Origin of the sequence: Pseudarthrobacter phenanthrenivorans Sphe3 (genome assembly GCF_000189535.1) — a bacterium.
Lineage (GTDB): Bacteria > Actinomycetota > Actinomycetes > Actinomycetales > Micrococcaceae > Arthrobacter > Arthrobacter phenanthrenivorans.
Window position 1 is genome coordinate 284,986 of record NC_015145.1, and the last position, 26,726, is coordinate 311,711.

Genomic DNA, 26,726 nt, shown 5'->3' on the forward strand with positions numbered 1-26,726 from the left:
CATCCATGCCCGCCTTGCCGGCCACCTACACGTTCCTGGGACCCGAGGGTACCTTCACCGAAGCAGCCCTCCTGCAGGTGCCCGAAGCTGCCCACGCTGACCGCGTGCCGGCGTCGAACGTCAACGCAGCCCTTGACAAGGTGCGCGACGGCTCGGCGCAGGCCGCGATGGTTCCGATCGAAAACTCGGTGGAGGGCGGCGTTACCGCAACCCTTGACGCGATCGCCGCCGGACAGGAGCTGCGCATCATCCGCGAAGTCCTGGTACCCATCAGTTTCGTCCTGGTGGCAAGGCACGGCGTCCGCTTGGCTGACGTGCGGAAAATCTCCACCCATGGTCACGCCTGGGCGCAATGCCGGCTGTGGATGGACGCGCACATTGCCCATGCAGAATATGTGCCGGGATCGTCCACTGCCGCTGCCGCCGTGGGGCTCCTCAAGGAGGGCTGCCAGTATGACGCAGCCATCTGCGCACCCCTGGTGGCCCGGGAACAGCCCGGCCTGGCGGTGCTTGCGGAGAACATCGGCGACAACCCGGAAGCCGTGACCCGCTTTATCCTCGTCAGCCGGCCGGGCGTCCTGCCTCCGCGCACCGGCGCGGACAAAACCACTGTGGTGGTGCCGCTTCCGGAAGACCGGCCCGGGGCGTTGATGGACATCCTCGACCAGTTCGCCAGCCGCGGGGTGAACCTTAGCCGCATCGAGTCCCGTCCCACCGGGCAGTATCTGGGGGACTACTTCTTCAGCATCGACGCCGACGGGCATGCTGGTGACGCCCGCGTGGCAGACGCCCTCGCCGGCCTGCACCGCATCAGCCCCGCCACGCGCTTCCTGGGCTCGTATCCCCGGGCAGACATGCAGGCCGTGAAGGTGGAGCCGCACACTGCTGACGACGCCTTCCAGGCGGCACGGACCTGGGTGGAAGGCATTCTCCGCCCTGCATAAGTGCGGCGGGAAAGCGCTTCCGCCCGCTTCGCCGTAAGCGTAGGTAAATGCCGTTCGAAGTACTTCCTTAGGCTGTGGACAATGCGTATGCTTACTTGATCCATACGGGGGATGGCCCCTAACGAAGGGATCGCGCCATGACTACCAGCAGCACCGAAAACGACGGCCAGGGAATGATCGTGAACCCAAGGCCAACCGCGGACAACCAGGATTGGGACGGCGATGAGGCTGACCGTGCTGACCGCCTGCGCTTCGAGGAAGAGCAGGCAATGATCCGGGAGCAGTCCGAAGCGCACGCGGTGGCGAAGGCTGCGGAGGCCGCCCGGAAAGCCGGCGACTGACGCGACCTGGAGGCCTCGCCTTCTCTTTCACCCAGGCGTTAGGGGCGGGGTTCTGACCCCGCCCCTAATCTTGTCCTCTGACCCTCACTAAAAGCGACCGCGGCTCCACCTGGACTGTGAGCCTGGTGGCCTCGCCGGCGGTATCACCGTCCAGCTGCGTGGGCATTGGCTCCGGGCACTGGATGACGATCCTCCCTGACCGGTAGACGGTCATGCTGGGCAGTTTCCCGCTGTGCTTGAACATGATCTTGACGTACATGAGCAGCCAGCCGAACGCGCTCCTGGGGCTCATCACCACCACGTCCAGCATCCCGTCATCAATCATTGCCTGGGGGATGAAGTCGATGCCCCCCGGAATCAGGCCGCAATTGGCGAAAAGTACGCTGCGGATGTTCCTGACCTGTTCAGGACTCCCGTCCAGCGAAATCGAAACCTTCTTCCGGCGCCCGGGCAGGTGCCGCATGCCCGCTTCCGTATACGCCAGCCAACCGAGGGCTTTCTTCAGGCCCGTATTGGTGTCTGCCAGGATCTCCGCATCCATGCCGATCCCCGCTATCACCAAGAACGTGTGCTCGGAGGAGTCCCCGGTCCGGGAGTTCTCGATCCCCATCCGGGCAGTGTCGATATAGCGCTGCCGGCCGAAAAGGGCGGTGTTGACATTGTCATGGAGGTCGTTGAGGTCCAGATGCACGTTCCGGGCAAGCAGGTTTCCGGTGCCCAGCGGGATGAGGCCCATGGCCACGTTGGTGTGCACCAGGGACTCAGCCACAACACGGACTGTCCCGTCGCCGCCGCCCACCAGGATGACGTCGGGGTTGTGCTCGAGCGCCGCCTGCACCTGCGAATAGCCGGGGTCCTCCGCCGTTGTCTCAAAAAACACCGGGTCCTCCCAGCCTGCCGCCAGGCACCCCCGCTGGATCTTGGCCCTCGCCTCTTCCGAGCGGGCTTTGATGGGGTTGAGGACTACCGCGACGCGCTGCCGCGTGAGCCCGGATTCCTGCGCTTCCCCGCCCACCATGCTTCGGACGTGCAGGGCCTTGAGCCTGCGCACGCCCCACCAGCTGGAGATGGCAAACGCGAGGGCCACCCCAATCAGCAGGTACAGGATCCAGTCGCTCATGGTGCTTCAACAGTAGCCCGGCGGAAGCCTATGGTTCCGGCACGCCCGGCGTCGCCCTCCGTCGTGCGTTGGATTGGATACCCTTGTGTGGTGATCGACGTAAAAGACCTCAGCGAAAACCCGGATAAATACCGTGCCAGCCAGCGTGCCCGCCGCGCGGACGAATCAGTGGTGGACGCAATCATCTCCGCGGATTCCGCCCGCCGCGCCGCGCTGATCCGGTTCGAGAACCTCCGCGCCGAGCAGAACGCCTTCGGCAAGAAGGTGGCGCAGGCCAAGGGCGACGAGAAGAAGGCCTTGCTGGCCGAGGTCAAGGAACTGGCCAACTCGGTCAAGGCGGCTTCCGCCGAGGCCGACGCCGCGCAGACCAAGCAGGAAGAACTGCTGCGCACTATCCCCAACCTGATCGAGGACGGCGTCCCGGAAGGCGGCGAGGATGACTACGTAGTGGTCAAGACTGTCGGCACGCCCCGCGAATTCCCGGACTTCGAGCCGAAGGACCATCTGGAAATCGGTGAACTGATCGGCGCCATCGACATGGAGCGCGGCGCCAAGGTTTCGGGCGCCCGCTTCTACTTCCTCCGCGGCGTGGGCGCCCGGCTGGAAATGGCGCTGCTGCAGATGGCCATGGACCAGGCCATCGAAGCCGGCTTCATCCCCATGATCACGCCCACCCTGGTGCGTCCCGAGACCATGCAGGGCACCGGCTTTGACGTAAAGCACGACGCCGAGATCTACCGTCTCGCCGAAGACGACCTTTACCTGGTGGGCACCTCCGAGGTGGCGCTGGCCGGGTACCACGCGGACGAGATCCTCGACTTCTCCGCGGGCCCCATCCGGTACGCCGGCCAGAGCTCCTGCTACCGCCGCGAGGCCGGTTCGCACGGCAAGGACACCCGCGGAATCATCCGCGTGCACCAGTTCAACAAAGTGGAGATGTTCATCTACACCACGGTTGAAGAGGCTGCTGCGGAGCACCAGCGCCTGCTGGCGTGGGAAGAGGAGATGCTGGCCAAGTGCGAGCTGCCGTACCGGGTGATCGACACCGCGGCCGGCGACCTGGGCATGTCCGCTGCCCGCAAGTACGACTGCGAAGCCTGGGTCCCCACCCAGGGCGCGTACCGCGAGCTGACCTCCACCTCGAACTGCACCACGTTCCAGGCCCGCCGCCTGAACATCCGCGAACGGGCGGTCAACCCGGAGGGCGTTGCCAAGGGCACCCGGGCAGTGGCCACGCTGAACGGCACCCTGGCCACCACCCGCTGGATCGTCGCGCTGCTGGAGCACCACCAGAACGCGGACGGCTCGGTCAACGTGCCCAAGGCCCTGCAGAAGTACCTGGGCGGGCTTGAGGTCCTCCCGGTCCTGTAGCTTTCGCCTTGTCCCGGGTTTGTTCGCGGATCTGCGCCTTCAAGGCCCGGATCCGCGAACAAGCTCCTGGCTCGGGGAGCTTGCCGCCGTCGCGCTCCCTGGTTGTCCACATAGGCCCACCCGGCTGCTGACTCCGTGGCGTCCAGCCGCCAGCCTTGTGGGATGGAAATCCTGCCCGGACTGATCGATTCCGCCGCCATCCTGCGTATACAGGGGAGTACTGACCAGATCCACCGGGAGTTCCGGGCGGGACGCCTGGTCCGGATCCGGCGCGGTTTCTATGTGAGGACGGCGGACTGGCTCAGTGCCCGGCCTTCAGCGCGCTTCGCCTGGACGACGGCGGCCGTCGCGAGGTCCGTCAAGGGAGCGGTCTTGTGCGGGGAAACGGCTGCCCTGGCCAACGGACTGCCCACGCTTCGGACCCCGCCGTGTGTGGAACTGGCAACCACCCTGCCCGGGCGGAGCGGAATTCGACGGTCGCCCCTGACGGTCCTGGGGGAGGGCGTGGCAGCACGGCAAGTCCGGGAACGCCGTTCATATCCCCTGCGTTACTGCCTGAAACCTACGCTTGAGGCTATGGTGCAGGGCGAATTCAGGTGTACAAGCCCCGTTCAGACATCGCTTGACCTGATGGTGGCGGGCAAACCCGCTGAGGCCTTGGTGGTCGCAGACGGACTGGCGCGGCGGTTGCATGGCCAAGGCCACCTGTCGTCAGGCGCCAACCTGCTGGCCGTACGCGGGATCGCGGAAGGCATAGCGGCCCACCCCCATGCTTCGGCACGGCGCCGTGCGGAACGGGTAGCAGAACTGGCCAGTCCCTTGGCCGAGTCTGTGGGCGAGTCCTACAGCCGGGCAATGTTTGAGTTCCTGGGATTTGAGCAGCCCGTGCTGCAGCACGTCTTTTGCGATTCAGACGGTTTCATCGGCCGGGCCGATTGCTTCTGGCCGGGACACCGGGTTGTTGGCGAATTCGATGGTAAGGCGAAGTACGTCGAAGCCGCTGTTCGTGTTGGCACCACGCCGGAAGAGGCGGTGTACCGGGAGAAGATTCGTGAAGACCGCATCCGCGCCCTCGGCTTCGCCTTCGTGCGCTGGGGGTGGGCGGATATCGAAAACCCGGAGCGGCTGAGGCGGAAGCTCCTTGTGGCGGGGCTGCGACCGCGGATCAGGGGCCTGTTCGCGGATCCTTGCGTTCAAGGTTAGGTTGCACGAACAAGCCCGGGAGTGTGGCGGGCGGCCCGGTTATTAACACTCACACCGGGGACAACCTGTGGGTATTTGCCAACTGTTCAACAACTCTGTGGCGCGCGTCCTAGCGGGATTTCACGGCCTTCTGCTCTACTTGATGGATGACAACGCTGACTGAAACCTCAGTCGCCGGCAACGATGACCGGCGAGACAACAACGAGAACAACGCCATTAGCCAGAAGCTGATGGTCGCACTGGACGTGGACGGCACCCTGGTGAACCACGACGGCCACATGTCTGCGGGTGTCCGGGAATCCGCGCAGGCCGTAGTGGCTGCCGGGCACGAGGTCATGATCGCCACGGGGCGTTCGCTGAATGCCACCTTGCCGATCATCGAGAAAATCGGGATCGAACGGGGCTACGCTGTCTGCTGCAACGGCGGCGTGACCTTGCGCCTCCACCCTGCGCTGGACGGCGGCTACGAGGTCATCCACAAGGCCACCTTCGACCCCGGACCCGCCCTCCGCGCACTGCGCGAACGGCTTCCCTCCGCCAAGTATGCGCTCGAAGATGAAGAGGGCAACTTCCTTTCCACCGAGCGCTTCCAGGACGCCAGCTTCGGCGTCGAGGCCATCGGCGTCGACTTCCACACCCTGCTCGAGGCCACCGCCGTGCGTGTTGTGGTGTTCAGCACCGAGAACACCCCCGAAGAGTTCACCGCAGCGATTGAGCATGTGGGACTCGCCGGGGTGACCTACTCCGTGGGCTGGACTGCCTGGCTGGATATCGCCGCAGCCGGGGTGACCAAGGCCAGTGCCCTGGAGAACCTCCGCGGCAGGCTCGGCATTGAACCGCACCTCACCGTGGCCATTGGGGACGGCCGCAACGACATCGAAATGCTCAGCTGGGCGGGGCGTGGCGTTGCGATGGGCCAGGCGCCGGAGGAAGTGATCGCCGCCGCTGACGAGGTCACCCACTCAGTGTTCGACGACGGCGCTGCACACGTGCTGCGCAGCCTGCTCTAGCGCAGTACAAGGCAGAATGGAAAGCATGACCCTCACCAGCTTCGCCCTCATCCGCCATGGCCAGACTGACTGGAACGCGCAGCGCCGGCTGCAGGGATCCACTGACATCCCGCTGAACGACGTCGGCCGTGCCCAGGCGCGTGACGCCGTCGCCGTTTTGTCCGCTTACGAATGGGACGCAGTGGTGTCCTCCCCGTTGAGCCGTGCCGCCGAGACAGCGGACCTGATCGCCGAGGGGCTGGGGCTCGCCGACGTCCGGCGCATGCCGGAGCTGACCGAACGGAGCTTCGGACCGGCGGAGGGCATGCAGGCGGGGCCGGAACTGGACGCGCTGCGCATCCCGGGCGGTTTCCGCGGCGCCGAAAGCGAGGACGAGGCTGCCGACCGGGGGCTGGCCGCCCTGGAGGCACTCGCCGAGGAATTCCGCGGCCGCCGCCTTCTCGTCGTCGCCCACGGGACCCTGCTGCGCGTGAGCCTCAGCCGCGCAGTGGGGAGCAAGCTCACGAGCATCGACAACGCAGTGCTGAACCTGGCGCACCACCACGCGATCGACGGCTGGCAGCTCGAATACTTCAACGGCGAGCCGGTGATGGCTGCCACCCAAAGCCAGGCTGTCCTGTCCGCAGGCGGCAGCAGCTAGCGCACCTCAAGGATCATCGCCAGCAGCCGGGCGGCGGCCGGGCGGGCGGCATGCTCCTCGTTCCACTGCGCCCGGGCCACCGCCTTGCTCACAGCCTGCGTGGTGATCCCGAGTTCCTGGGCTACCGCCTTCTGCTGCCCGCGGACGCCGGGGGTCAGGAGGTCCAACACCCGCCATTCAGCCCCGGACCGGTCCCGCACAATGTGCCCCAGCAGCCGCAGCACGGCCTCGGCGTCGTGGGCAACATCGGCCAGCGGCCCTTCCACCGCCACCGGCACGCGCTCCTTGCTGCCGCGCAGGCGGTCAACGGCGCGCCGCGCGTAGACCAGGCCATGGCCGGAGGCGTCCTTGATCTGGTTGGGAAGCGGCTCATTGACAGGCCCGACGCCGATCCCCACATACCAGGAACCGCACCTCAGCGCGATCAGGGCAGCTTCCACGGCCTGGTGCGGGCAGTCCACGATGCCCTGGACTTCGTCTTCCACCGAGCGGTCAAAGTCCAGGCGCGCAGGAATGTGCCGCAGGTCCTTGAGCAGCTGCGGCACCCGGTCACCATCGCGCCGGCTGTCGGTCTGGTTGATTGTCAGCGTGAACATCTGAAACCAAAGACTACCCGCTGGTAGCAGTGGGGCAAGCGGGGTTGCCTCGGGCTGGCCCATCTGATGCGATGGGGGAACGGCTGCCGCCGGCGGATGCCGGACGGGCGGCGCACGCGACGTGAGGATGGCTATGACCGGCAGCATGGGGCAGGACGAACTCGAACTCGTTGACCGCTGGTGGCGGGCCGCGAACTACCTTTCGGTGGGCCAGATCTACCTCCGCTCCAACGCGCTGCTCCGCGAGCCGCTGAAGCCGGAGCACACCAAATCCCGGCTGCTGGGGCACTGGGGCACCACTCCCGGGCTGAACTTCGTCTACGCCCACCTGAACCGCGCGATCCGCCGCGACTCAGCCGAGATGCTCTTCGTGGCCGGTCCCGGCCACGGCGGTCCCGCCGTCGTCGCCAATGCCTGGCTGGAGGGCACCTACTCGGAGATCTATGGCCATGTGGGCAACGACGGCGACGGCATGGCCGAGCTGTTCCGCCAGTTCTCCTACCCGGGCGGCATACCCAGCCACGCCGCGCCGGAGAGCCCCGGCTCCATCAATGAGGGCGGGGAACTCGGGTACTCCCTGGCCCACGCGTACGGTGCTGTACTGGACAATCCCCAGGTGGTGGCCGCCGTCGTGATTGGCGACGGCGAGGCCGAAACCGGGCCGCTGGCCGCCAGCTGGCACTCCCACAACTTCCTGGACCCGGCCACCGACGGCGCCGTGCTGCCCATCCTGCACCTGAACGGCTACAAGATCGCCAACCCCACGGTGCTCGCCCGCATGCCGGAAGCCCAGCTGGAGCAGTTGCTGCGCGGCTACGGACACGAACCGTACTTCGTCACCGTCAAGGACCCGGACAACACGGAACAGGCACACCAGGACTTCGCTGCGGCACTTGACGGCTGCCTTGCCGACATCCGGGCCATCCAGGACTCGCGGCGGACACCCCAGGGCGGACAGGACGTGCTGGACGTTGCGGGGCAGTCCGCGGAGGCGCCCCGCTGGCCCATGATCGTGCTGCGCTCGCCGAAAGGCTGGACCGGTCCCCGCTACGTGGACGGCCTCCAGGTCGAAGGCACCTGGCGCAGCCACCAGGTGCCGCTGTCGGAGGTGCGGACCAACGGCGAACACCTCGCGCAGCTGGAAGAGTGGCTGCGGGGATACCGCCCGGAGGAACTGTTCGACGGCGACGGCAGGCTGCGTCCCGACGTCGCCGAGGCCGCGCCCACTGGCTCGTTCCGGATGAGCGCAACGCCGCACGCCAACGGCGGACTGCTGCGGAAGGCGCTGAAGCTCCCCGCCTATGGGGACCACGCCGTGGAGGTTGCGCGCGCAGGCACTGAACGGATCAGCCCCATGATCACGCTGGGATCCTGGATGCGCGACGTCATCTCCCTGAACATGGAGACGTTCCGGCTCTTCGGTCCTGACGAGACCGCCTCGAACCGGCTGCAGAACGTCTACGAAGTCACCGACAAGGTGTGGCAGTACCGGATTGACGACGCCGACGAGCACCTGGCGCGGTCAGGCCGGGTGATGGAGGTGCTCAGCGAACACCTGTGCCAGGGCTGGCTGGAAGGCTACCTCCTCACCGGCCGCCACGGCGTCTTCAGCTGCTACGAGGCCTTCATCCACATTGTCGACTCCATGTTCAACCAGCATGCAAAGTGGCTGAAGGTGCACCGGCAGCTGCCGTGGCGCCAGCCGGTGGCCTCGCTGAACTACCTGCTGTCCTCGCACGTGTGGCAGCAGGACCACAACGGCTTCTCCCACCAGGACCCCGGGTTCATTGACCATGCCGTGAACAAGAAGGCGGAGGTCATCAGGGTGTACCTTCCGCCGGACGCCAACACGCTGCTGTACATCATGCAGCACTGCCTGGCGTCCACGGACTACGTCAACATCGTGGTCAGCGGCAAGCAGCCCTCGCCCACGTGGCTGGGCCCGGAAGACGCCGCAAACCATTGCCGCCGCGGCCTTGGGATCTGGCCTTTCGCAGGGTCGGAGGTGCCGGGTGAGGAGCCCGACGTCGTCCTCGCCTGTGCGGGCGACGTGCCCACGGTGGAGACGGTCGCGGCCGCGGAACTGCTGCGCGAGGGTGTGCCGGGCCTTAAGGTCCGCGTGGTGAACGTCGTGGACCTGATGCGGCTGCAGGATGAGAGCGAGCACCCGCACGGGCTGCCGTCACGGGACTTCGACGGGATCTTCACCAACGACAAGCCCATCATCTTTGCCTACCACGGCTACCCTGCCCTGATCCACCGGCTGGCCTACCGCCGCTCCAACCAGGAGGGCCTGCACGTGCGCGGTTACAAGGAGGAGGGGACCACCACCACGCCGTTCGATATGGCCATGCTGAACGGGATCGACAGGTTCCAGCTGGCTATCGATGCTATCGACCGGGTGCCCGGGCTGGCCGAAAAGCACTCGCTCGTGCGGCAGGAGCTGCAGGACCGGCGGATGCGCGCCCGCCAGCACACCCGTATCCACGGCGAGGACCCGGAGGAGATCCGCAACTGGAAGCTCGGCTAACCCCGCCTTAGGCGGGCAGCCCGTCCAGCCGGCCGGACGGCAGGTGGATCCAGCCTTCGCTGCGGGCGGCCGCAGCGTGGGCGCCATCGGCGGGCACGGTCAGTCCGACGGCGACGGCACGGGCTGTAAGGGAGGCGACGACGGCGTCAAACAGGTCGTCTGAGTCGGCCAGGCGGTCCTCGTGCCCGGCCAGGTCCAGCCACGGTGCCTGCTGCCGCAGGCTTCCGAGCAGGACGGCCAGGCGTTCCGCCTCTGAGGTGCCGCGTCCCTTGTAGCCGCGGGCACTCAGGCCCCAGAGTTTCAGGGAGGCAGCCGGGTAGACCTCTGCGAGGCGCCCGGACCCGTCCCGTGGCTGGGGCCCATGCAGGACCGCGATTTTGGCCTGGATCACCGCGCACCGCATGGCAGGATGCGCCAACCGGTCCGCCGAAACGCTGAGCGGGATCAGGCCGGTCCGGCTGGTCACAAACCGGTCCGTATCCCTGTAGGCCAGCAGCCGCCGCCCTTCGATCCCGTCATGCTCAAGGACCGGGCCGCCGTCGAAGTTCAGGTGCCCGGTGAGGAACGGGAGCAGTGCCTGCGGCCAGCCCACCGGGCAGTCGATCCCAGTCATGGCAGAGGTGCCGAACAGGTCCACGATCTCCTGGTCGCCGACGTCAAGCGCCAAGTGCGCCAGCCGCGCCGCGCCGCCGTCCCACTCGATCACCGCCGCAGCAGTCTTCTTCGTGGCGGCAGCAAGGTCCACGCCCAGGGTCCTCACCTGATGGTCACCATGCCTCCGGAGCTCCAGGCCTACACGGCCTGGTAGTGGAGGGCCCCGGGAATCCCGCCCTTTTCACCGAGCGAGTCTCCCCGCGCGAAACCGGCCCACAGGCTGCGCAGCTGCCGCCCGACGTCGTCGACGTCCTCCCACCGGGCACCGGCAATCAGACCTACCCCGTCCCACGTGCTGCGGTTGCCGAAGAGTAACGGGAGGTCGACCGTGTGGGCGGCCCCGTAAATGTTGCCGGGAGCATGCCAGTGCAGGACATACCGGTGGGCTCTTCCCCCGGCCCGGGTATGCCGCCGGACGAATTTCCGGGCCGCCCTGCCGTAGACAGCCTCAGTGACCACCCTGTCAATGGCCCGGACGGCGGCCGTCCCTGCAACCGGGAGCCGGGCCAGCCGGCTGAGGTAAGGGCTGCGGGGGAGGAACAGCCGCGCTTCCTCGGATGTGTGCCCGATCAGCACCTCAATCTCCGGCGCGGAGCGGTTCCAGGCGGCTTCAATGTCGGCTTCCGCAGGCAGCGGTGCATGCCCGTACTGGGTACCGAACGGCATCGCGGCGAGCATCCCGAATTTCCGGGCCACCTGGGCTACGTGCCCCTCCCGTTCCACGACTTCCATCGCGGGAGTGTCCTCGGTGACGGCCTCAGCAACGATGCCCATGGCATGGTTCATTTTGGCCCTGCCACGGGAGATGCCCAGGGGCGCGCTTTGGAGGATGGCCCGCTGGAAGAGCGACGGCGCTTCGGGTGTCGCCATCAAATGGGCGATCGCGTCACCCCCGGCGGACTGGCCAAACGCTGTTACTTTCCGGGAGTCCCCGCCGAACGCAGCGATGTTCCGCTGCACCCAGCGGAACGCCTCGAGCTGGTCCAGGAGCCCCAGGTTGGCCGGTCGGCCAGTGCGGGTAGCCAGGAAACCGAACAGTCCCAGCCGGTAGGTCACGGAAACCACCACCACACGGTTTTCGGCCACCAGCCTGGCCGGGTCGAAGATGGCGAGGTCGCCCGAGCCGGTGGTGTACGAGCCGCCGTGGATCCACACCATCACCGGCAGCCGTTCGCCGTCAGCCAGATCGGCGGGCATGGTGATGGAGAGGTTCTGGCAGTCCTCGCTGCCCGGAAGTTCCCCGTACCGTGTGCCCAGGACGTCGTCCAGGAACGGTACCGGCCCCTGCGGACAGGCGGGTGCGGGCGAGGTCGCCGCGTACGGTTCAATCCAGTCCGGTGCGGGGACGGGAGGCTGGAAGCGTGCAGCCTTGGCGTAAGGGATGCCTGTTGCCCGGATTACCGTCCCGTCCCGCCGGCCACTGACCGGTCCGCAGGGAGGGTTGAACAAAAGACTTGAACTCAATCGTGGTTCGGAACGCACAATGCAACCATGCCACATCCTGGCAGGGAGTTTTGGGCGCGTATCCGGGCCTTCAGCACGCCGGAGGTAGCGGCATCTGCCCAACAACTCCTAAAGCACGACGGCGGGTGCCCGGCTCTTGCGAACCAGGCACCCGCCGTCGAGGTAGCTGCGGAGGCAGCCGGAAATCAGTGGCCCGTGGGCACGTACCGCTTGATGGAGGCTTCCAGCTCGGCTTCGGCGGCAGCGCGGTCGCCCCAGCCTTCAGCCTTGACCCACTTGCCCGGCTCCAGGTCCTTGTAGCGGGTAAAGAAGTGCTCGATTTCCTTGATCAGGAACTCGTTGACGTCGCTGACTTCCTGGATGTGGTCAAAGCGGGCATCCACGGGAACGCAGAGGATCTTGGCGTCGCCGCCGCCGTCGTCCGTCATGTTGAAGACGCCGATGGGGCGGGACTCCACGATGACGCCCGGGTGCAGGTCGAAGTCCTGGAGGAGCACCAGTGCGTCCAACGGGTCGCCATCCTCGCCGAGGGTGTTTTCGAAGTAGCCGTAGTGCGTGGGGTACTGCATGGCGGTGAAGAGGACGCGGTCCAGGCGGACGCGGCCGGTCTCGTGGTCAACTTCATACTTGACGCGGGAACCCTTGGGGATCTCGATGGTCACGTCATGCTTCATGGAATGCTCCTCGGCAATTGCAGGGGGTTCGCGGCACTTCTGACGGGCAACAAAAAGGACTGTCGGTGCCGCCGACTATTATTGAGGATATAGCGAGAGGCCCTGGAATCAGGAACTTGTGGGGATATTTCAGGACTTGAGGACCGGCACCGGCATGACCAAAGCAACTGGCAGGGATCAGCGGCTCCGCCATATCCGGGAGGCCGCAGCCCGGGGCGCCACAGCCCTGAAGGGGTCCTGGCCGGGCATCTTGCTGGCTTCGCTCCTGGCAGTCCTTGCCATCCCCTCGGTGGCCCTGGTGGCCCCGGGGTTCCTTGGCCCCGAACCCCCTGCGTCCGCTCCGCCTCCGCCTGCCTGGCAGCAGGCGCCCGCCAGCCCCTCCGCCCGGCTGGGGCTGGAAACACCCCGCCCCTCGGCGGCGATTCCCGCGGAAGCGGCGGTGACTGCGCAGCTGGAGCCGCTGTTGAAGGCCGACGGCGGCGGCAACTTCACGGGGCTGGTCCAGGATGCGCTCACCGGCCAGGTACTTTTTGACCGCGGCGGTTCCGAGAACAGGGTGCCGGCCTCCAACCTGAAGCTGTTGACGGCCATTGCCGCCCTGCGGGCCCTGGGCCCGGACCACCGGTTCACCACCAAAGCCGTGGCCGGACCGAACCCGGGGCAGGTGGTCCTGGTGGGCGGCGGTGACGTACTGCTGGGGCCGGGGGAGTCAAACCCGGAACAAACCCTGGGGCGGGCAGGGCTTGCGACGCTGGCAGCGCAGACGGTGGCAGCCCTGCAGGCGGAAGGCCGCGCCGGGGAGATCAAGGTGCTGGTGGACGATTCCCTCTTCACCGGTCCCGCCCTGAACCCTGCATGGGAGAGCGGGGACGTGGCAGCCGGTGAAGTGGCCCCGCTGTACCCGCTGGCGCTGAATTCGGCCCGCTTCGATCCCGCGGTCACCACCGGCCCCCGCCCCCAGGACGCCGCGATCACCGCCGCGGAGGAATTCGCTGCCCGGCTGCGGACGGCAGGCGCCGCGGCGGGACTCACCGTGGCCGCCGCCGTCGAACGTTCACCCGGCCCGGCCCAGGCGGCAGGCGGGGACAGTTCAGGCCGGGACACTTCAGGCGGGGACAAGTCAGGCGGCGACACTGAGGAGCCAGCAGTGCTGGCGGAAGTGCAATCTGCCACTGTTGCAGAGCAGGTGAACCTGATGCTGCAGGACTCGGACAACTACCTTGCCGAAGCACTGGGCCGGCTGGCGGCGCTGGCTGGCGGCCTGCCGGGCAGCAACGACGGTGCCACGGCCGCCGTCCGCTCCCAGCTCGGGGAGGCAGGGCTGGTCACGGACGGCCTGAAGCTGGTGGACGTCTGCGGACTGGCCATGGGGAACCAGGTTCCGGCGCGGCAGTTTTCCGAGGCCGTCCGGGCCATCACCTCCGGTCCGGACATCAGGCTCCGGGCCGCATTGGACGGCTTTCCGGTGGCCGGCCTTACCGGGACCCTGGATACGCGGTACGGCGGGGGCGCAACGGCGGGGGGAGCGGGGCTGGTGCGCGCCAAGACGGGCACTCTGAACACGGTCATTGCCCTCAGCGGCTATGTGGTGGATGCCGACGGCCGTCTCCTGGTCTTCTCCTTTATCGGCAACGGGCTGACCCCCGGGGCGGCGGGCAACAAGGAGGCGCTGGACCGCGCCGCCACCGCGCTGGCAGGCTGCGGCTGCCGGTAGAGGCCAGGACTCCCGCCGGAAGGTTCGCCGGTCAGCGAACTTAAGGACTATCCACACCCTGCTGTGTTCTGATGGGAACCATGGAGTCCACTGCACGCGAGTCGTCAGCCCAGACGTTGTCCGCCACGGCACAGTCCCTGATCAATTGGGACCTCGCCGCCTCCACTGCCGCGCGGCTGGCGCCGGCCGGTCCTGTGCTGAACCAGGCTGCCATCAGCGAAGCCGTGGACAGCCTGCGCCGCCTGGCTGATGTCTCGGTGGAACACGTCCACCACATCACCGGGCTGGAAGCCGCCCGCGACCTGCGCGATTCCTCCGTGCTGGTGGTGGACCGGGCGTCCTGGGCCAAGGCCAACACCCAGAGCTTTGCCGTGATGCTCAAGCCGGCCATGGAAAAGATGCTGGAAAACCGGAGCGGCACCCTCAGCCCCACCGCCGCGAGCGTCAGCGGGGCCATCACCGGCAGCCAGCTGGGCGCCGTCCTGGCGTTCCTGGCCAGCAAAGTGCTGGGCCAGTACGATCCCTTCGCCGCCCTCGCCGACGGTTCCACCGCCCCCGCTGCCGGCAGGCTCCTGCTGGTTGCCCCGAACATCGTCTCCGTTGAGCGCGAACTCAACGTCACGCCGGAGGATTTCCGCCTCTGGGTATGCCTCCACGAGCAGACCCACCGTGTGCAGTTCGCCGCCGCGCCCTGGCTCCGGCACCACATGCTGGAGCAGATCGACCAGCTCAGCGTGCACCTGCTGGGGAACGTCGATTCGCTCATGGAACGGGCCACCGCCGCGGCACGGTCGCTGAAGGACCGTACCGCCTCCGGCAACACGCCGGGCCGCGGCGCCATCCTTGACCTCCTCCAGGATCCCGAGGAAAAGGCCGCCATTTCGCACCTCACCGCCGTGATGAGCCTCCTGGAAGGCCACGCCAACGTGGTGATGGATGCCGTGGATGCCAGCATCATCCCGTCCGTGAAAACCATCCGCCAGCGGTTCAACGACCGGGGCAAGGACCGCGGCGTGATCGAGAAGTTCATCCGCAGCCTGCTGGGCCTCGATGCCAAGATGCGCCAGTACTCGGACGGGGCCAGGTTCGTGCGCGCCGTGGTGGACGTGGCGGGGATGGAGGGCTTCAACAGGGTCTGGGAGTCTGCCGACCACCTGCCCACCGAGCCTGAGATCCACGACGCCAAGCTGTGGCTTGAGCGGATGGGACTCTGATTGCCTGACGCCACTTTGCCTGACGCCACGTTGCCGGACGCGGCCGTGCCTGACGTGCCCCCGCCGGCGGCACCTGCCAACCCTGCCCCGCATCGCAGCGGACGACGCCGGCCCGGAAGGCTGGCGCCCGTCGTCGGCACAGCGCGCAAGATGCTCCGGGACGCCCTGGCCCAGGCCGGATATCCGGGGCGCCTCATCGTGGCCTGCAGCGGCGGCCCGGACTCCCTGGCTCTGGCAGCAGTGGCCGCCTACTTTGCCCGCCGCGGCCATGTGGACGGCCACCCGGTACGGGTGGGCGCCGTGGTGGTTGACCACCAGCTCCAGGAAGGCTCCGCGGAGGTGGCGGCGGAAACCGCCCGTGTCCTGCAGGAACTGGGCCTCGCGCCCGTGGAAATCCGGACCGTGACTGTGGCCGGAGAAGGCATGGGCCCGGAGGCGGCTGCGCGGGAAGCCCGGCATGAGGCGCTGGAGGCAGCCGCGGCCGGGCAGGGCGCGGATGCCGTCCTGCTGGGCCACACCCTGGACGACCAGGCGGAGCAGGTGCTGCTGGGCCTGGCGCGGGGCTCCGGCACGCGGTCCCTCGCCGGGATGAGGCCGGCCCGCGGCAAGCTGTTGCGGCCCTTCCTTGAACTCCGCCGGGCGGATACCGAGGAGATCTGCGCCGTGGAGGAGCTGGACCCGTGGCACGATCCCACCAACGCGGACCCCGCCTTCGCACGCTCCCGCACCCGCATGGAAGTATTGCCGCACCTGGAGGAAAAACTGGGTCCCGGAGTCGCCGAGTCCCTTGCCCGGACGGCCGCCATCCTGCAGCTCGACGCCGACTACCTTGAGGAAGTGGCGGAAACCACGTTCCTCTCGCTCGCGCAGCGGAACGGGCCCGAAGTCAGCCTTCCGGAGGAGGCGTTGCGCGCCCTGGCCCCCGCCATCAGGTTCCGGGTAATCGCCAAGGCAGCGGCCGACGTCGGCGGGCAGCAGCCCAGCTACCAGCGGCTTCTGGCGGCCGAGGCGCTGCTGCGGCGGCAGGGCTCGGCGGGGCCTGTTGAGCTGCCCGGCGGAGTGAGCGTGTACCGTCTGTCGCTTGCCCAGCTGGAAGGGACCGGGGCCGCGGACAGCCCGGCCGGGGCCCCTGGACCCAACCCCGTTCCCCGCGGAGGGCCGCGCTGTGGGAAGCTAGTGTTCCGGCCTCAAAAACCGCCCGCAAAATAGTCGCACCCCGCATCTACACAGGAGCCATTGGTGGATTCAAACGACGTCCAGGCAGACCTCAAGCACGTTCTCTACACCAAGGAACAGATCCAGCAGCGGATTACGGAGCTCGCTGCCCAGATCGACAAGGATTACGAGGGCCGCGAAATCCTCATCGTGGGCGTGCTCAAGGGTGCGGTGATGGTCATGGCTGACCTGGCCCGGGCGCTGCACAGCCACATCTCCATGGACTGGATGGCTGTGTCCTCCTACGGCTCCGGCACCCAGTCTTCGGGCGTGGTCCGCATCCTCAAGGACCTGGACACGGACCTGATGGGCAAGGACGTGCTGATCGTCGAGGACATCATCGATTCCGGCCTCACCCTGTCCTGGCTCAAGACCAACCTCGAATCCCGCGGCACGGCGTCAGTGGAAATCTGCACCGCCTTCCGCAAGCCCACCGCCGCCAAGGTGGAGATCGACGTCAAGTACGTGGGCTACGACATCCCCAACGAGTTCGTGGTGGGCTATGGCCTGGACTACGCCGAGAAGTACCGCAACCTGGACTTCGTGGGCACCCTGGCCCCGCACGTCTACGAGTAGGCCCCATCCCGCGATGACACTTAACGGCAGTGCTGCGGCCCGGAACTGCCGCCACATGCCATCTCGAGGAAGTTGCCGGAAATGAAGGCCGGGAGCAGGGCCGTTGGCATCAAGGATGTGGCCCTGGCTGCCGGCGTCTCGGCCACCACGGTTTCCCATGTCCTGAGTGATGCGGCGTACGCCCGGATCAGTCCCGCAACACGGAGCAAGGTGCGGTCCGCGGCGGAGCAGCTGGGATACGGCCCCAACCGGCTGGCGCAGGCCCTCCGCAGCAGGCGCAGCGGGATACTGGGGCTGGTCAGCGAGGACATCGCCACAACTCCGCATGCGGGACGGATCATCCTCGGCGCGGACGAGGCCGCCAGGGCCCGCGGATACACCCTCATGGTCATCAACACGTCCGGCACGGCAGGCCCCGGGTCCCGCGAGGCTGACGTGGAGGCCCTCCTGGAGCGGCAGGTGGACGGGATCCTCTACGCCACCATGTTCCACCGGGTGGTGGAAGCGCCGGGCAATCTGGCGAAGGTGCCGGCGATCCTGGTGGACGCCGTCAGCACCGGACAAGGCTTCGCCTCCGTGGTCCCGGACGAGGCCGGCGGCGCCCGCACCGCCGTCGAAATCCTCCTGCATGCCGGACACACCCGCATCGGCTTCCTTAACAACACGGAGGACGTTCCGTCCACGAACGGGCGCCTCTCCGGCTTCCGGGACGCCCTCACCAGTGCAGGGCTCGACGGCGGCGCCGCACCGGTGGAGGCCGCGGCATCCGACGCGCAGGGCGGCTATGAGGCGGCGTCCCGGATCCTGCGGGGCGCTGCCCCGCCGTCGGCCCTCTTCTGCTACAACGACAGGATGGCCATGGGCGCCTACCGGGCAGCTGCTGAGCTGGGCCTGTCCATCCCTGCGGACCTTTCGGTAGTTGGCTTCGACAACCAGGAACTGATTGCCGCCAGCCTTTATCCCGGACTCACCACAGTGGCGCTGCCGCATTACGGCATGGGGGCATGGGCGGCGGACCGGCTCATCGACGCCGTGGAGGGAAAGCCGGGCCCGGAGCCCATGCCCATGCTCCTTGCCTGCCCGCCGGTGGCCAGGGCCTCGGTGGCCGGTCCCCGGAGCGGCGCTAGTGCCCGATAAGCCGGGTGCCCGATAAGCCGGTGCCCATAAGTTCCCGGTGCGGGCCCCGACATTGCCCTCCCATCGCTGTCCAGCCGCGGGCCCCAGGCAGCAGCACCCGGCTGCTACGCCTACAGGGAACTTTTGCCGTTCATCATGCGTGATCTACTCCGGACGGTGTATAGCTAGAAGCTGACGCAGCACCATCACGCGCGCAGACTACTCGCCGTGAAGCACTACCAGAAGGGACGGGGCCAGCCCCCGAACAGATGAAAGCTAAGAATTTCTTCAAAGGCCCGGGCATCTGGATCGTCGTCGTAGTCGGTCTGCTCCTGGTGGCCTTTGCAACGCTGGCGCCCGGCGGTGCGGCACGGATTGATACCGATAAGGGCCTCGAGCTGCTCTCCGGCAACCAGGTGGAGCAGGCAAAGATCTTCGACGGCGAGAACCGCGTTGACCTTACTTTGCGGGACAACCTGCAGCTGGACGGGCAGGACAAGGGCAAGAGCGTCCAGTTCTTCTTCGTGGACGCCCGTGCTGAGGACGTTGTCAAGGCCGTGACCGATGCCAAACCAGCGCAGGGCTACACGGACCAGCCCATCGAGAGCAACTGGTTCTCCGGCCTGCTTTCCCTCCTGATTCCCGTCATCCTCCTGGGCGCGCTCTTCTGGTTCCTCATGACCCGTATGCAGGGCGGCGGTTCCAAGATCATGCAGTTCGGCAAGTCCAAGGCCAAGATGGTCAGCAAGGACATGCCGCAGGTGACCTTCGCCGACGTCGCAGGATCGGACGAAGCCGTGGAGGAACTCCAAGAAATCAAGGAATTCCTGCAGGAACCGGCCAAATTCCAGGCCGTTGGCGCCAAGATCCCCAAGGGCGTCCTGCTGTACGGCCCGCCAGGTACCGGTAAGACCCTCCTGGCCCGCGCGGTTGCCGGCGAAGCCGGCGTTCCCTTCTTCTCCATCTCCGGTTCCGACTTCGTGGAAATGTTCGTGGGCGTGGGTGCCTCACGTGTCCGCGACCTCTTCGAGCAGGCCAAAGCCAACTCTCCGGCCATCATCTTCGTGGACGAGATCGACGCCGTGGGCCGTCACCGCGGTGCCGGCATCGGCGGCGGCAACGACGAACGCGAGCAGACCCTCAACCAGCTGCTGGTGGAGATGGACGGCTTCGACGTCAAGACCAACGTCATCCTCATCGCTGCCACCAACCGTCCCGACGTGCTGGACCCCGCGCTGCTGCGTCCGGGCCGCTTCGACCGCCAGATCGGCGTGGAAGCGCCGGACCTGATCGGCCGCGACCAGATCCTGCAGGTCCACGCGAAGGGCAAGCCCATGGCGCCCGGCGTGGACCTCAAGGCCGTGGCCAAGAAGACCCCCGGCTACACCGGCGCGGACTTGGCCAACGTCCTGAACGAGGCCGCCCTCCTCACCGCCCGCTCCAACGCGAACCTCATCGATGACCGCGCGCTGGACGAGGCCATTGACCGCGTCATGGCCGGCCCGCAGAAGCGGAGCCGCGTCATGAAGGAGCATGAGCGCAAGATCACCGCCTACCACGAAGGCGGCCACGCGCTCGTTGCAGCCGCGCTGCGGAACTCCGCCCCGGTCACCAAGATCACCATCCTTCCCCGCGGCCGCGCGCTCGGATACACGATGGTGGTTCCTGAGAACGACAAGTACTCCGTGACCCGCAACGAGCTGCTGGACCAGATGGCCTACGCGATGGGCGGCCGCGTGGCCGAGGAGATCGTGTTCCACGATCCCTCCACCGGCGCTTCCAACGACATCGAAAAGGCCACGGGCACCGCCCGCAAGATGGTCACCGAGTACGGCATGAGCGAACGTGTTGGCGCCGTGCGCCTGGGCCAGGGCGGCGGGGAGCCGTTCCTGGGCCGCGACGCCGGGCATGAGCGCAACTACTCGGACCAGATCGCGTACGTGGTGGACGAGGAAGTGCGCAGGCTGATTGACCAGGCCCATGACGAGGCCTACGCCATCCTCATCGAGAACAGGGACGTCCTGGACCGCCTGGCCCTTGAGCTGCTGGAACGTGAAACGCTGAACCAGGCGGAGATCGCCGACATCTTCCGCGACATCCGTAAGCGCGACTTCCGTGAGGTGTGGCTGTCCAAGGAGACCCGTCCGGTCCAGATGGCAGGGCCTGTGGAGTCGTCCCGGGAACGGGCCGAGCGGGAAGCCCAGGAGGAGGCCAAGAAGGCCCGCCTGGACGAGCCTTTGGACGCGCAGCCACCGCATCCGCAGGGTGTTCCGGAGGACGCACCGTTCCAGGGCGGGGTAACGGACGCAGGGCCGGACGCCGTTCGCGGCTAAGCTTTCTTACGTGACCCACTTCGACGACGACGACGTTCCCGCCTCCGCCGGATACCCGGCGGAGGGCGGCGCCGACCATTCAAAGCACCAGAAGGTGGACCGGCCCCGCATCGAGGCTGCCGTCCGCGAGATCCTCCTTGCCATCGGAGAAGACCCCGACCGCGGCGGCCTGGTGGACACCCCTAAAAGGGTGGCCAAGGCCTACGCCGAGGTGTTCGCCGGCCTGCACCACGACCCCGCCGACGTCTTGTCCACCACCTTCGACCTGGACCATGAGGAACTGGTCCTGGTCAAGGACATCCCGTTCTACTCCACGTGCGAGCACCACCTGGTGCCGTTCCACGGAGTGGCCCACGTGGGCTACATTCCGTCCCACGACGGCAAGGTGACGGGGCTCAGCAAGCTGGCCCGGCTCGTGGACATTTATGCGCGCCGGCCGCAGGTGCAGGAGCGCCTCACCACTGAGATCGTCGAGGCGATGGTCCGCTACCTCAAACCCCGTGGCGCCATCGTCGTTGTTGAATGCGAACACATGTGCATGTCAATGCGCGGTATCCGCAAGCCCGGAGCGAAGACCGTCACCAGCGCGGTCCGCGGGCAGCTTCATGACCCGGCCACCCGTGCCGAAGCCATGAGCCTCATCCTCGGAAGGTAACCATCAGACCATGGATTCACTAGCTGCAGCCCCGGGAACCGGGCCCGCAACCTCCCCGCTGCCCGTACTGCGCAGACCGCGCCCGGCAGCCCGCTTTGAAGACCTGCCCACCGGCCGCACCCTGGTCATGGGAATCCTGAACGTCACCCCGGACTCCTTCAGTGACGGCGGCAGGCATGCCACGGCGGACACTGCCATCGTGGCAGGGCTCCGGATGTTCTATGCCGGGGCGGACATCATCGATGTTGGTGGCGAATCCACCCGTCCCGGGGCCGAGGACGTCAGCCCGGAAGAGGAACAGCAGCGCGTCGTCCCCGTCATCGAGGCATTGGTGAAGGCGGGGGCCCTGGTCAGTATCGACACCACCCACGCTTCCACGGCGGCCGCTGCCATCAAGGCCGGCGCCGCCATCATCAATGACATCTCCGGGCTCAGCATCGAGCCGGAGATGGCGGAACTCGTGGCGGCCAGCAAGGTCCCGTACATCCTCACGCACCGCCGCGGCGACGCCCGCACCATGAATTCGCTTGCCGAGTACAAGGATGTGGCGGGGGAAGTGGTGGCCGAACTCGCCGGCGTGCGGGACAAGCTGTATGCCGCCGGCGTGAGCCGGGAGCAGATCATCGTGGACCCCGGCCTGGGGTTCGCCAAGAACGACGCCCAGAACTGGGAGCTCTTGCAGAACCTGGACCAGTTGGACAGCCTGGGACACCCCGTCCTGGTGGGAGCCTCACGCAAGCGGTTCCTGGGCACGCTGCTGACGGTGGCCGGCAAGTCCGCCGCCCCGGAGGAGCGCGACGGCGCCACCGCCGCCATCACTGCCATCAGCGCCTACCGCGGCGCCTGGGCCGTGCGCGTGCACGACGTCGGCCCCAGCCTTGACGCTGTCAAGGTCGCCTCGCGCATGGCCGCGCCACGCGCCGGCAGCTAGCGCGCCATGGACAGGATTACGCTGAGCGGCGTGACCGCCGTCGGCCATCACGGCGTGTTTGATTTTGAGCGCCGCCAGGGCCAGCCTTTTGTTGTGGACGCGGTGCTGTACCTGGACTTCGCCAAGGCTGCAAAGTCCGACGACGTCCGGGACACCGCCCATTACGGCGAGGTGGCACAGCGTATTACCGAGTGGATCAGCGGCGAGCCGCTGAACCTGATCGAGGGGCTTGCCGTCCGGATTGCGGACAGCCTGCTCAGAGAATTCCGGCTCCAGGCCGTGGACATCACCGTGCACAAGCCCCAGGCGCCCATCGAGGTGCCCTTCGGCGATGTGTCGGTCAGTGTCCACCGCAGGCGGAATGATGTGCACGGCAACAGCGCCGAAGGGCAAGCCCAGGGGGAGGGGCCATGAACAGCGGTTATTCCAAGGCGGTGCTTGCGCTCGGCAGCAATCTGGGTGAGCGGAACGACACCCTCTCCGGCGCCGTGGCGGACCTGGTGGACCCGCCGGAAGTCCGGCTCCTGGCGGTCTCCCCTGTCGTACAGACGAAGGCCGTGGGCGGGCCGCCCGGCCAGCCCGACTTCCTGAACATGGTCATCACGGTGGAAACCAGCCTCACTCCGCAGGAACTGCTGGCCCACTGCCAGGCTGTGGAGAACAAACACCACCGGGTGCGCGAGGTTCGCTGGGGTCCGCGCACCCTCGACGTGGACATCATCACCTACGGGACGCTGCGCAGCGACGACCCTGACCTCACCCTGCCGCATCCCCGTGCCGCGAGCCGGGCGTTCGTGCTTTACCCGTGGTCGCTGATCGAGCCTGCCGCCACCCTGGACGGGGAGCGAATCAGCACGCTCGCCGCCCGGGCAGACGACTTTGACGACCTTGCCCCGTTCGACGGCTTCGGCGACTTCGACGGGATGCCCACAGCGGGAGCAGTGGAGGAGCGATGAAACCCATCAACCCCCTGCGCCTCCTGCTGATCGGCTTCATCCTGGCCGTGGCGGGCTGGTCCGCCACGGTGGTGACCAGCCGGTACAGCATGGCCACCCCCGTCCTGCCGGCCACCGCGCTGGCCACCATGGGCGTCATCGTGGCCATCACCCTGATCCTGGGAATCAGGGTCCTGCGGTGGCGCAACAGCATTAATTCCAACGGCGCCAAGAACGGGGGGACCAAGAAGCGCCCGGTGCTCGATCCACTCCTTGCCGCCCGGACGCTGGTGCTGGCCCAGGCCTGCGCGTACGCAGGAACGGTGCTGCTGGGCTGGCATGTGGGCATCTTCCTGGACCAGCTCCGCGTCTGGAGCCTGCGCAGCGATCAGGGCATTACGTGGCTCGCACTCGCCATGGCCGGCGGGGGACTGGTGATGATCGTGGTGGGCCTGCTGGTGGAACGGTTCTGCAAGATTCCGCCTGAGGACGGCGACACCAAGGGTGTGGACGGAAAGCCCGGCCGCGCTGTGCATGGCGAGGCCGCCGGGGAAGGCGAATATGCATACCGGGGCGATTGATCCTCCGGGTATCACCTGGCAACGGGTGTCCCCGAAATACATCACGGTCAGGGTGGTGCAGTGGGCCCTTGGCAACCTGGTGGCCGTGCTGGTCCTTTCCCTGCCGCTGCTGCTGGTCCTCTCCGGCGTGTGGCGTTGGCCGCCGCTCTGGCTGGCCGTCACCGTCCCTGCCGTGGCACTCGTGACAGCACTCTGGCGGCTGGTGCTGATCCCGCGGCAGGTCCGTGCCATCGGCTATGCGGAGCGGGATGACGACCTCCTGGTCAGGACAGGTATCTTCTTCCAGCGCACCATGGCGGTCCCCTACGGCCGCATGCAGTACGTGGACATCAGCGTGGGCCCGGTGGAGCGGTCCGTGGGCCTGTGCACCCTCAAGCTCCACACCGCCTCGCCCGGCACCAACGCCCAGATTCCCGGCCTGCCGGCCGCCGAAGGGGCCCGGCTCCGCGAACAGCTGGCAGCGCGGGGCGAAGCCAGGTTGGCAGGGCTGTGACGGCGGAGGGCCCCGAGCCCGGTGCCTCCGGCGCCTTTGCCAGCGGTGCGCCTGCCCGACTCCCCGTAGATCTGCCCGACGGCGAGTGGCTGCGCGTGCACCCGGCGTCACCCTTTGTCCGCGGCTGGGTTGCGCTGGCGGCCATCGCGTTCTTCTTCGGGCGGGATGTCTTTGAACGCGCCCTCCAGGGCCGGCCCATCCTCGGGGAGGAGCTTGCCGGCCGAGCCCCCTGGCTTCTCCTGGGCGGCGGAACGGTGCTGCTGGTCTCGGTGCTCGGCTTCATCCTCACCTGGTACTTCACGAAATACCAGGTGTCCGGCGGCTACGTCCGGGTCAACAGCGGATTCCTGTTCCGGCAGCAGCGCCAGGCCAGGCTGGACCGGGTCCAGGCCATCGACATCGTCCAGCCCCTGCTGGCCAGGATCTTCGGGCTCGCGGAGCTCAAGTTCGAGGTGGCGGACGCCGGCGAATCGGCGGTCCGGCTGGCCTACCTGAAAATTGACGACGCCCGGCAGCTCCGCGCCACCATCCTTGCCCGTGCCGCCGGTGTTGCCCTGGATCCGTCACGCCCTGCCGGGCCCGCACCCGAGGCGCCGGAATATCAGGTCCTGTCAGTGCCGCCGTCGCGCCTTGTGGGTTCGCTGCTGCTCAGCGAGCAAAGCCTGTTCGTAGTCCTGGGCGGGGTGGCCTCCGTCAGCCTCTCCGCCGCCACGGGCAGCGCCGCCTTCTACCTCTACCTCATTCCCGCCGCTGTGGGCCTTGCCGCCAGTTACTGGGGACTGTTTAACAAGGGCTACAACTTCACCGCCGCGATCTCGCCGGATGGGATCCGCCTGCGCTACGGCCTGCTGGACACCCAGGCGCAGACGCTGCCGCCCGGACGGATCCAGGCACTGAAAGTCACCCAGCCGCCACTGTGGCGGCCGCTCGGCTGGTACCGCATGCAGGTCAACGTGGCAGGGTACGGACTGGTGGAAAACGCCGGCGAGGGCTCGGCCCGCACTACCCTGCTGCCCGTGGGCAGGCTGGGCGATGTCATGGCCATGCTCGCCCTGGTCCTGCCGGACCCGGGCACATCTGAGCCCGCAGTCGTCTTCGGTGCCGGACTGACCGGCCTGGACAGTGACGGCGGATTCGTGGCCTCACCGCGCCGGGTCCGCTGGCTCGCCCCGCTGGGTTGGCGACGGAACGGGTTCACCGCCACGGACACGGCACTGCTGCTGCGGTCGGGCCGCTGGTGGCGGCAGCTTGTTGTGGTGCCGCACCAGCGCACGCAGTCCATGGCACTGCACCAGGGGCCGGTGGCCCGGAGGTTCCGGGTTGCGGACCTGGTCCTGCACACCACCCCGGGACCCGTCGTTCCGCGCCTGACGCAGGCGGACGTGAACGCGGCACTGGCGTTGTTCGACGAACAGTCTGCCCGCGCCAGGCTTGCGAGGAAGCGGCAGACCACGGAACAGTGGCTCCGGCAGGTGGTTCCCGAAACCCGGATAGAGGCCTCAACGCAGGAAGGCGGGCAGCATGGCTAAGCCCGGACGCCTCGGCGTCGGAATCATTGGCGCCGGCAAAGTGGGGGCGGTGCTTGGCGCCGCCCTGCGCGCCGCGGAACACGCCGTCGTCGGGGTCTCCGCGGTTTCCGAGGCGAGCCGTGAGCGGGCGGAAGCGCTGCTGCCCGGGGTTCCGGTCCTGGAGGTGCAGGAGATCGTGGAGCGCGCGGAACTGGTCCTGCTGGCCGTGCCCGACGACGCCCTGCCGGGCCTGGTGGACGGGCTGGCAAAGCTCGGGGCCTGGCAGCCGGGCCAGCTGGTGGCCCACACCTCGGGCCGGTTCGGGGTGGGCGTCCTGCACCCGGTCCGTGCTGCCGGCGCTGTCCCGCTCGCCCTGCATCCGGCCATGACGTTCACGGGGATGAGCCTTGACCTCACCCGGCTGCTGGACTGCACTTTCGGTGTGACAGCCGATGCCGCCATGCTCCCCATTGCTCAGGCACTTGTTGTGGAAATGGGTGCCGAGCCGGTGGCGATCGCGGAGGCGGACCGCACCCTCTATCACGCAGCCCTGGCGCACGGTTCCAACCACCTGGTCACCCTTGTTGCGCAGGCGTCCGAGCTCCTGCGCGACGTTGGGGTGGAGCTGCCCGAACGCATGTTGGGTCCGCTGCTGCGCGCAACCCTGGAGAATGCGCTGGCGTCCGGGGAGTCCGCGCTGACCGGTCCCGTGGCGCGGGGTGACGTGGGAACCGTTGCCGCGCATGCTGAGGCGCTGCGGGAGTTCGACGGCGGCGGGCACGGGGATGTGCTCGAGGCCTACCTTGCGATGGCGCGCGCCACCGCCCTGCGCGCCGAAGGGCGCGGACTGCTGAAGTCCGGCGAGCTGGAGGGGCTGCGCCGCGCCCTCGAACCGAAGGAGGACTGAA

Annotated in this window: 26 protein-coding genes; 21 read left to right on the plus strand and 5 right to left on the minus strand. The window is 67.6% G+C overall.

All coding sequences use genetic code 11. The features are described 5' to 3' along the window. Positions 1–5 precede the first annotated feature (5 nt). Complete coding sequence (gene pheA / locus ASPHE3_RS01345) at positions 6–944, plus strand: prephenate dehydratase (protein WP_013599432.1); 939 nt, start codon at positions 6–8, stop codon at positions 942–944. A 137-nt stretch (positions 945–1,081) separates the two neighbouring features. Beyond that, entirely contained in the window at positions 1,082–1,285 is a 204-nt protein-coding gene (locus ASPHE3_RS01350; protein WP_013599433.1) for a hypothetical protein, read from the plus strand. Between the two features lie 64 nt (positions 1,286–1,349). Here ASPHE3_RS01350 and ASPHE3_RS01355 read toward each other — a convergent pair whose 3' ends face one another. Beyond that, positions 1,350–2,405 (minus strand): diacylglycerol/lipid kinase family protein, encoded by a 1,056-nt coding sequence (locus ASPHE3_RS01355; protein ID WP_013599434.1) that lies wholly within the window; start codon positions 2,403–2,405, stop codon positions 1,350–1,352. Positions 2,406–2,495: 90 nt separating this feature from the next. Between ASPHE3_RS01355 and serS the strand changes: the two genes are divergently transcribed. The 4 genes from serS (at position 2,496) to ASPHE3_RS01375 (ending at position 6,629) form a co-directional block, all read left to right on the plus strand. Further along, the gene (gene serS, locus ASPHE3_RS01360; RefSeq protein WP_041652462.1) at positions 2,496–3,776 is read left to right on the plus strand and encodes a serine--tRNA ligase; all 1,281 of its coding nucleotides are present in this window, start codon (positions 2,496–2,498) and stop codon (positions 3,774–3,776) included. 162 nt (positions 3,777–3,938) lie between these two features. Next, positions 3,939–4,979, plus strand: a complete 1,041-nt coding sequence (locus tag ASPHE3_RS01365; protein ID WP_013599436.1) for a hypothetical protein — start codon at positions 3,939–3,941, stop codon at positions 4,977–4,979. A gap of 146 nt (positions 4,980–5,125) precedes the next feature. Next, entirely contained in the window at positions 5,126–5,989 is an 864-nt protein-coding gene (locus tag ASPHE3_RS01370) for an HAD family hydrolase (RefSeq protein WP_013599437.1), read from the plus strand. Positions 5,990–6,014: 25 nt separating this feature from the next. After that, positions 6,015–6,629 carry a histidine phosphatase family protein gene (locus ASPHE3_RS01375; RefSeq protein ID WP_013599438.1) on the plus strand — a complete coding sequence of 205 codons (615 nt, stop codon included), beginning with the start codon at positions 6,015–6,017 and terminating at the stop codon, positions 6,627–6,629. Here the strand turns inward: ASPHE3_RS01375 and ASPHE3_RS01380 are convergent. After that, complete coding sequence (locus ASPHE3_RS01380; RefSeq protein ID WP_013599439.1) at positions 6,626–7,225, minus strand: MarR family transcriptional regulator; 600 nt, start codon at positions 7,223–7,225, stop codon at positions 6,626–6,628. The two genes, ASPHE3_RS01375 and ASPHE3_RS01380, sit on opposite strands and share 4 nt — an antisense overlap. 133 nt (positions 7,226–7,358) lie before the next feature. Here ASPHE3_RS01380 and ASPHE3_RS01385 point away from each other — a divergent pair, with 133 nt between their 5' ends. Continuing rightward, positions 7,359–9,755: a phosphoketolase family protein gene (locus ASPHE3_RS01385; RefSeq protein WP_013599440.1), complete on the plus strand. Its 2,397-nt coding sequence runs from the start codon at positions 7,359–7,361 to the stop codon at positions 9,753–9,755. A gap of 7 nt (positions 9,756–9,762) precedes the next feature. On the opposite strand, the gene ASPHE3_RS01390 is transcribed toward ASPHE3_RS01385, so the two are convergent. From ASPHE3_RS01390 to ASPHE3_RS01400, 3 genes are all read right to left on the minus strand, one after another. Further along, a complete protein-coding gene (locus tag ASPHE3_RS01390; RefSeq protein ID WP_041651838.1) occupies positions 9,763–10,515 on the minus strand; it encodes a DUF429 domain-containing protein in 753 nt (250 codons plus the stop codon). A 32-nt stretch (positions 10,516–10,547) separates the two neighbouring features. After that, positions 10,548–11,909 (minus strand): carboxylesterase family protein, encoded by a 1,362-nt coding sequence (locus tag ASPHE3_RS01395; protein WP_049786000.1) that lies wholly within the window; start codon positions 11,907–11,909, stop codon positions 10,548–10,550. Positions 11,910–12,058: 149 nt separating this feature from the next. Further along, the gene (locus ASPHE3_RS01400; protein ID WP_013599443.1) at positions 12,059–12,547 is read right to left on the minus strand and encodes an inorganic diphosphatase; all 489 of its coding nucleotides are present in this window, start codon (positions 12,545–12,547) and stop codon (positions 12,059–12,061) included. A gap of 154 nt (positions 12,548–12,701) precedes the next feature. Between ASPHE3_RS01400 and dacB the strand changes: the two genes are divergently transcribed. From dacB to ASPHE3_RS01470, 14 genes are all read left to right on the plus strand, one after another. After that, positions 12,702–14,261 (plus strand): D-alanyl-D-alanine carboxypeptidase/D-alanyl-D-alanine endopeptidase, encoded by a 1,560-nt coding sequence (gene dacB, locus ASPHE3_RS01405; RefSeq protein WP_013599444.1) that lies wholly within the window; start codon positions 12,702–12,704, stop codon positions 14,259–14,261. Positions 14,262–14,341: 80 nt separating this feature from the next. Beyond that, a complete protein-coding gene (locus ASPHE3_RS01410) occupies positions 14,342–15,475 on the plus strand; it encodes a zinc-dependent metalloprotease (RefSeq protein ID WP_013599445.1) in 1,134 nt (377 codons plus the stop codon). A gap of 150 nt (positions 15,476–15,625) precedes the next feature. After that, positions 15,626–16,684, plus strand: a complete 1,059-nt coding sequence (gene tilS / locus ASPHE3_RS01415; RefSeq protein ID WP_041651840.1) for a tRNA lysidine(34) synthetase TilS — start codon at positions 15,626–15,628, stop codon at positions 16,682–16,684. A gap of 30 nt (positions 16,685–16,714) precedes the next feature. Then, positions 16,715–17,266: a hypoxanthine phosphoribosyltransferase gene (gene hpt / locus ASPHE3_RS01420; protein WP_041651844.1), complete on the plus strand. Its 552-nt coding sequence runs from the start codon at positions 16,715–16,717 to the stop codon at positions 17,264–17,266. Between the two features lie 81 nt (positions 17,267–17,347). Then, positions 17,348–18,403 (plus strand): LacI family DNA-binding transcriptional regulator, encoded by a 1,056-nt coding sequence (locus ASPHE3_RS01425; protein ID WP_013599448.1) that lies wholly within the window; start codon positions 17,348–17,350, stop codon positions 18,401–18,403. Positions 18,404–18,651: 248 nt separating this feature from the next. Then, positions 18,652–20,715 (plus strand): ATP-dependent zinc metalloprotease FtsH, encoded by a 2,064-nt coding sequence (ftsH, locus tag ASPHE3_RS01430; RefSeq protein ID WP_013599449.1) that lies wholly within the window; start codon positions 18,652–18,654, stop codon positions 20,713–20,715. A gap of 10 nt (positions 20,716–20,725) precedes the next feature. After that, a complete protein-coding gene (gene folE / locus ASPHE3_RS01435) occupies positions 20,726–21,370 on the plus strand; it encodes a GTP cyclohydrolase I FolE (RefSeq protein WP_013599450.1) in 645 nt (214 codons plus the stop codon). Positions 21,371–21,380: 10 nt separating this feature from the next. Then, on the plus strand, positions 21,381–22,301 hold the full coding sequence (gene folP, locus ASPHE3_RS01440) for a dihydropteroate synthase (protein ID WP_013599451.1): 921 nt from the start codon (positions 21,381–21,383) through the stop codon (positions 22,299–22,301). Positions 22,302–22,307: 6 nt separating this feature from the next. Next, positions 22,308–22,715 (plus strand): dihydroneopterin aldolase, encoded by a 408-nt coding sequence (folB, locus tag ASPHE3_RS01445; protein ID WP_049786002.1) that lies wholly within the window; start codon positions 22,308–22,310, stop codon positions 22,713–22,715. Beyond that, positions 22,712–23,257 carry a 2-amino-4-hydroxy-6-hydroxymethyldihydropteridine diphosphokinase gene (folK, locus tag ASPHE3_RS01450; protein WP_013599453.1) on the plus strand — a complete coding sequence of 182 codons (546 nt, stop codon included), beginning with the start codon at positions 22,712–22,714 and terminating at the stop codon, positions 23,255–23,257. Before folB ends, folK begins: the two co-directional genes overlap by 4 nt. After that, the gene (locus ASPHE3_RS01455; RefSeq protein WP_013599454.1) at positions 23,254–23,817 is read left to right on the plus strand and encodes a DUF3180 domain-containing protein; all 564 of its coding nucleotides are present in this window, start codon (positions 23,254–23,256) and stop codon (positions 23,815–23,817) included. Before folK ends, ASPHE3_RS01455 begins: the two co-directional genes overlap by 4 nt. After that, on the plus strand, positions 23,798–24,310 hold the full coding sequence (locus tag ASPHE3_RS01460) for a PH domain-containing protein (RefSeq protein WP_013599455.1): 513 nt from the start codon (positions 23,798–23,800) through the stop codon (positions 24,308–24,310). The genes ASPHE3_RS01455 and ASPHE3_RS01460 overlap by 20 nt, the downstream gene beginning before the upstream one ends. After that, positions 24,307–25,839, plus strand: a complete 1,533-nt coding sequence (locus ASPHE3_RS01465; protein WP_013599456.1) for a PH domain-containing protein — start codon at positions 24,307–24,309, stop codon at positions 25,837–25,839. The genes ASPHE3_RS01460 and ASPHE3_RS01465 overlap by 4 nt, the downstream gene beginning before the upstream one ends. Then, on the plus strand, positions 25,832–26,725 hold the full coding sequence (locus tag ASPHE3_RS01470) for a Rossmann-like and DUF2520 domain-containing protein (RefSeq protein WP_013599457.1): 894 nt from the start codon (positions 25,832–25,834) through the stop codon (positions 26,723–26,725). The genes ASPHE3_RS01465 and ASPHE3_RS01470 overlap by 8 nt, the downstream gene beginning before the upstream one ends. The last annotated feature ends 1 nt before the right edge of the window (position 26,726 follow it).

Coding starts and splice junctions, on each gene's coding strand:
- ASPHE3_RS01455 (WP_013599454.1), top strand. CDS start 23,254: ATGAAACCCATCAACCCCCTGCGCCTCCTGCTGATCGGCTTCATCCTG.
- ftsH (WP_013599449.1), top strand. CDS start 18,652: ATGAAAGCTAAGAATTTCTTCAAAGGCCCGGGCATCTGGATCGTCGTC.
- ASPHE3_RS01375 (WP_013599438.1), top strand. CDS start 6,015: ATGACCCTCACCAGCTTCGCCCTCATCCGCCATGGCCAGACTGACTGG.
- ASPHE3_RS01355 (WP_013599434.1), bottom strand. CDS start 2,405: ATGAGCGACTGGATCCTGTACCTGCTGATTGGGGTGGCCCTCGCGTTT.
- ASPHE3_RS01460 (WP_013599455.1), top strand. CDS start 23,798: ATGCATACCGGGGCGATTGATCCTCCGGGTATCACCTGGCAACGGGTG.
- ASPHE3_RS01410 (WP_013599445.1), top strand. CDS start 14,342: ATGGAGTCCACTGCACGCGAGTCGTCAGCCCAGACGTTGTCCGCCACG.
- ASPHE3_RS01425 (WP_013599448.1), top strand. CDS start 17,348: ATGAAGGCCGGGAGCAGGGCCGTTGGCATCAAGGATGTGGCCCTGGCT.
- ASPHE3_RS01365 (WP_013599436.1), top strand. CDS start 3,939: ATGGAAATCCTGCCCGGACTGATCGATTCCGCCGCCATCCTGCGTATA.
- ASPHE3_RS01470 (WP_013599457.1), top strand. CDS start 25,832: ATGGCTAAGCCCGGACGCCTCGGCGTCGGAATCATTGGCGCCGGCAAA.
- tilS (WP_041651840.1), top strand. CDS start 15,626: ATGCTCCGGGACGCCCTGGCCCAGGCCGGATATCCGGGGCGCCTCATC.
- ASPHE3_RS01385 (WP_013599440.1), top strand. CDS start 7,359: ATGACCGGCAGCATGGGGCAGGACGAACTCGAACTCGTTGACCGCTGG.
- folK (WP_013599453.1), top strand. CDS start 22,712: ATGAACAGCGGTTATTCCAAGGCGGTGCTTGCGCTCGGCAGCAATCTG.
- ASPHE3_RS01380 (WP_013599439.1), bottom strand. CDS start 7,225: ATGTTCACGCTGACAATCAACCAGACCGACAGCCGGCGCGATGGTGAC.
- ASPHE3_RS01400 (WP_013599443.1), bottom strand. CDS start 12,547: ATGAAGCATGACGTGACCATCGAGATCCCCAAGGGTTCCCGCGTCAAG.
- ASPHE3_RS01370 (WP_013599437.1), top strand. CDS start 5,126: ATGACAACGCTGACTGAAACCTCAGTCGCCGGCAACGATGACCGGCGA.
- ASPHE3_RS01395 (WP_049786000.1), bottom strand. CDS start 11,909: ATGTGGCATGGTTGCATTGTGCGTTCCGAACCACGATTGAGTTCAAGT.
- pheA (WP_013599432.1), top strand. CDS start 6: ATGCCCGCCTTGCCGGCCACCTACACGTTCCTGGGACCCGAGGGTACC.
- folP (WP_013599451.1), top strand. CDS start 21,381: ATGGATTCACTAGCTGCAGCCCCGGGAACCGGGCCCGCAACCTCCCCG.
- folB (WP_049786002.1), top strand. CDS start 22,308: ATGGACAGGATTACGCTGAGCGGCGTGACCGCCGTCGGCCATCACGGC.
- ASPHE3_RS01350 (WP_013599433.1), top strand. CDS start 1,082: ATGACTACCAGCAGCACCGAAAACGACGGCCAGGGAATGATCGTGAAC.
- dacB (WP_013599444.1), top strand. CDS start 12,702: ATGACCAAAGCAACTGGCAGGGATCAGCGGCTCCGCCATATCCGGGAG.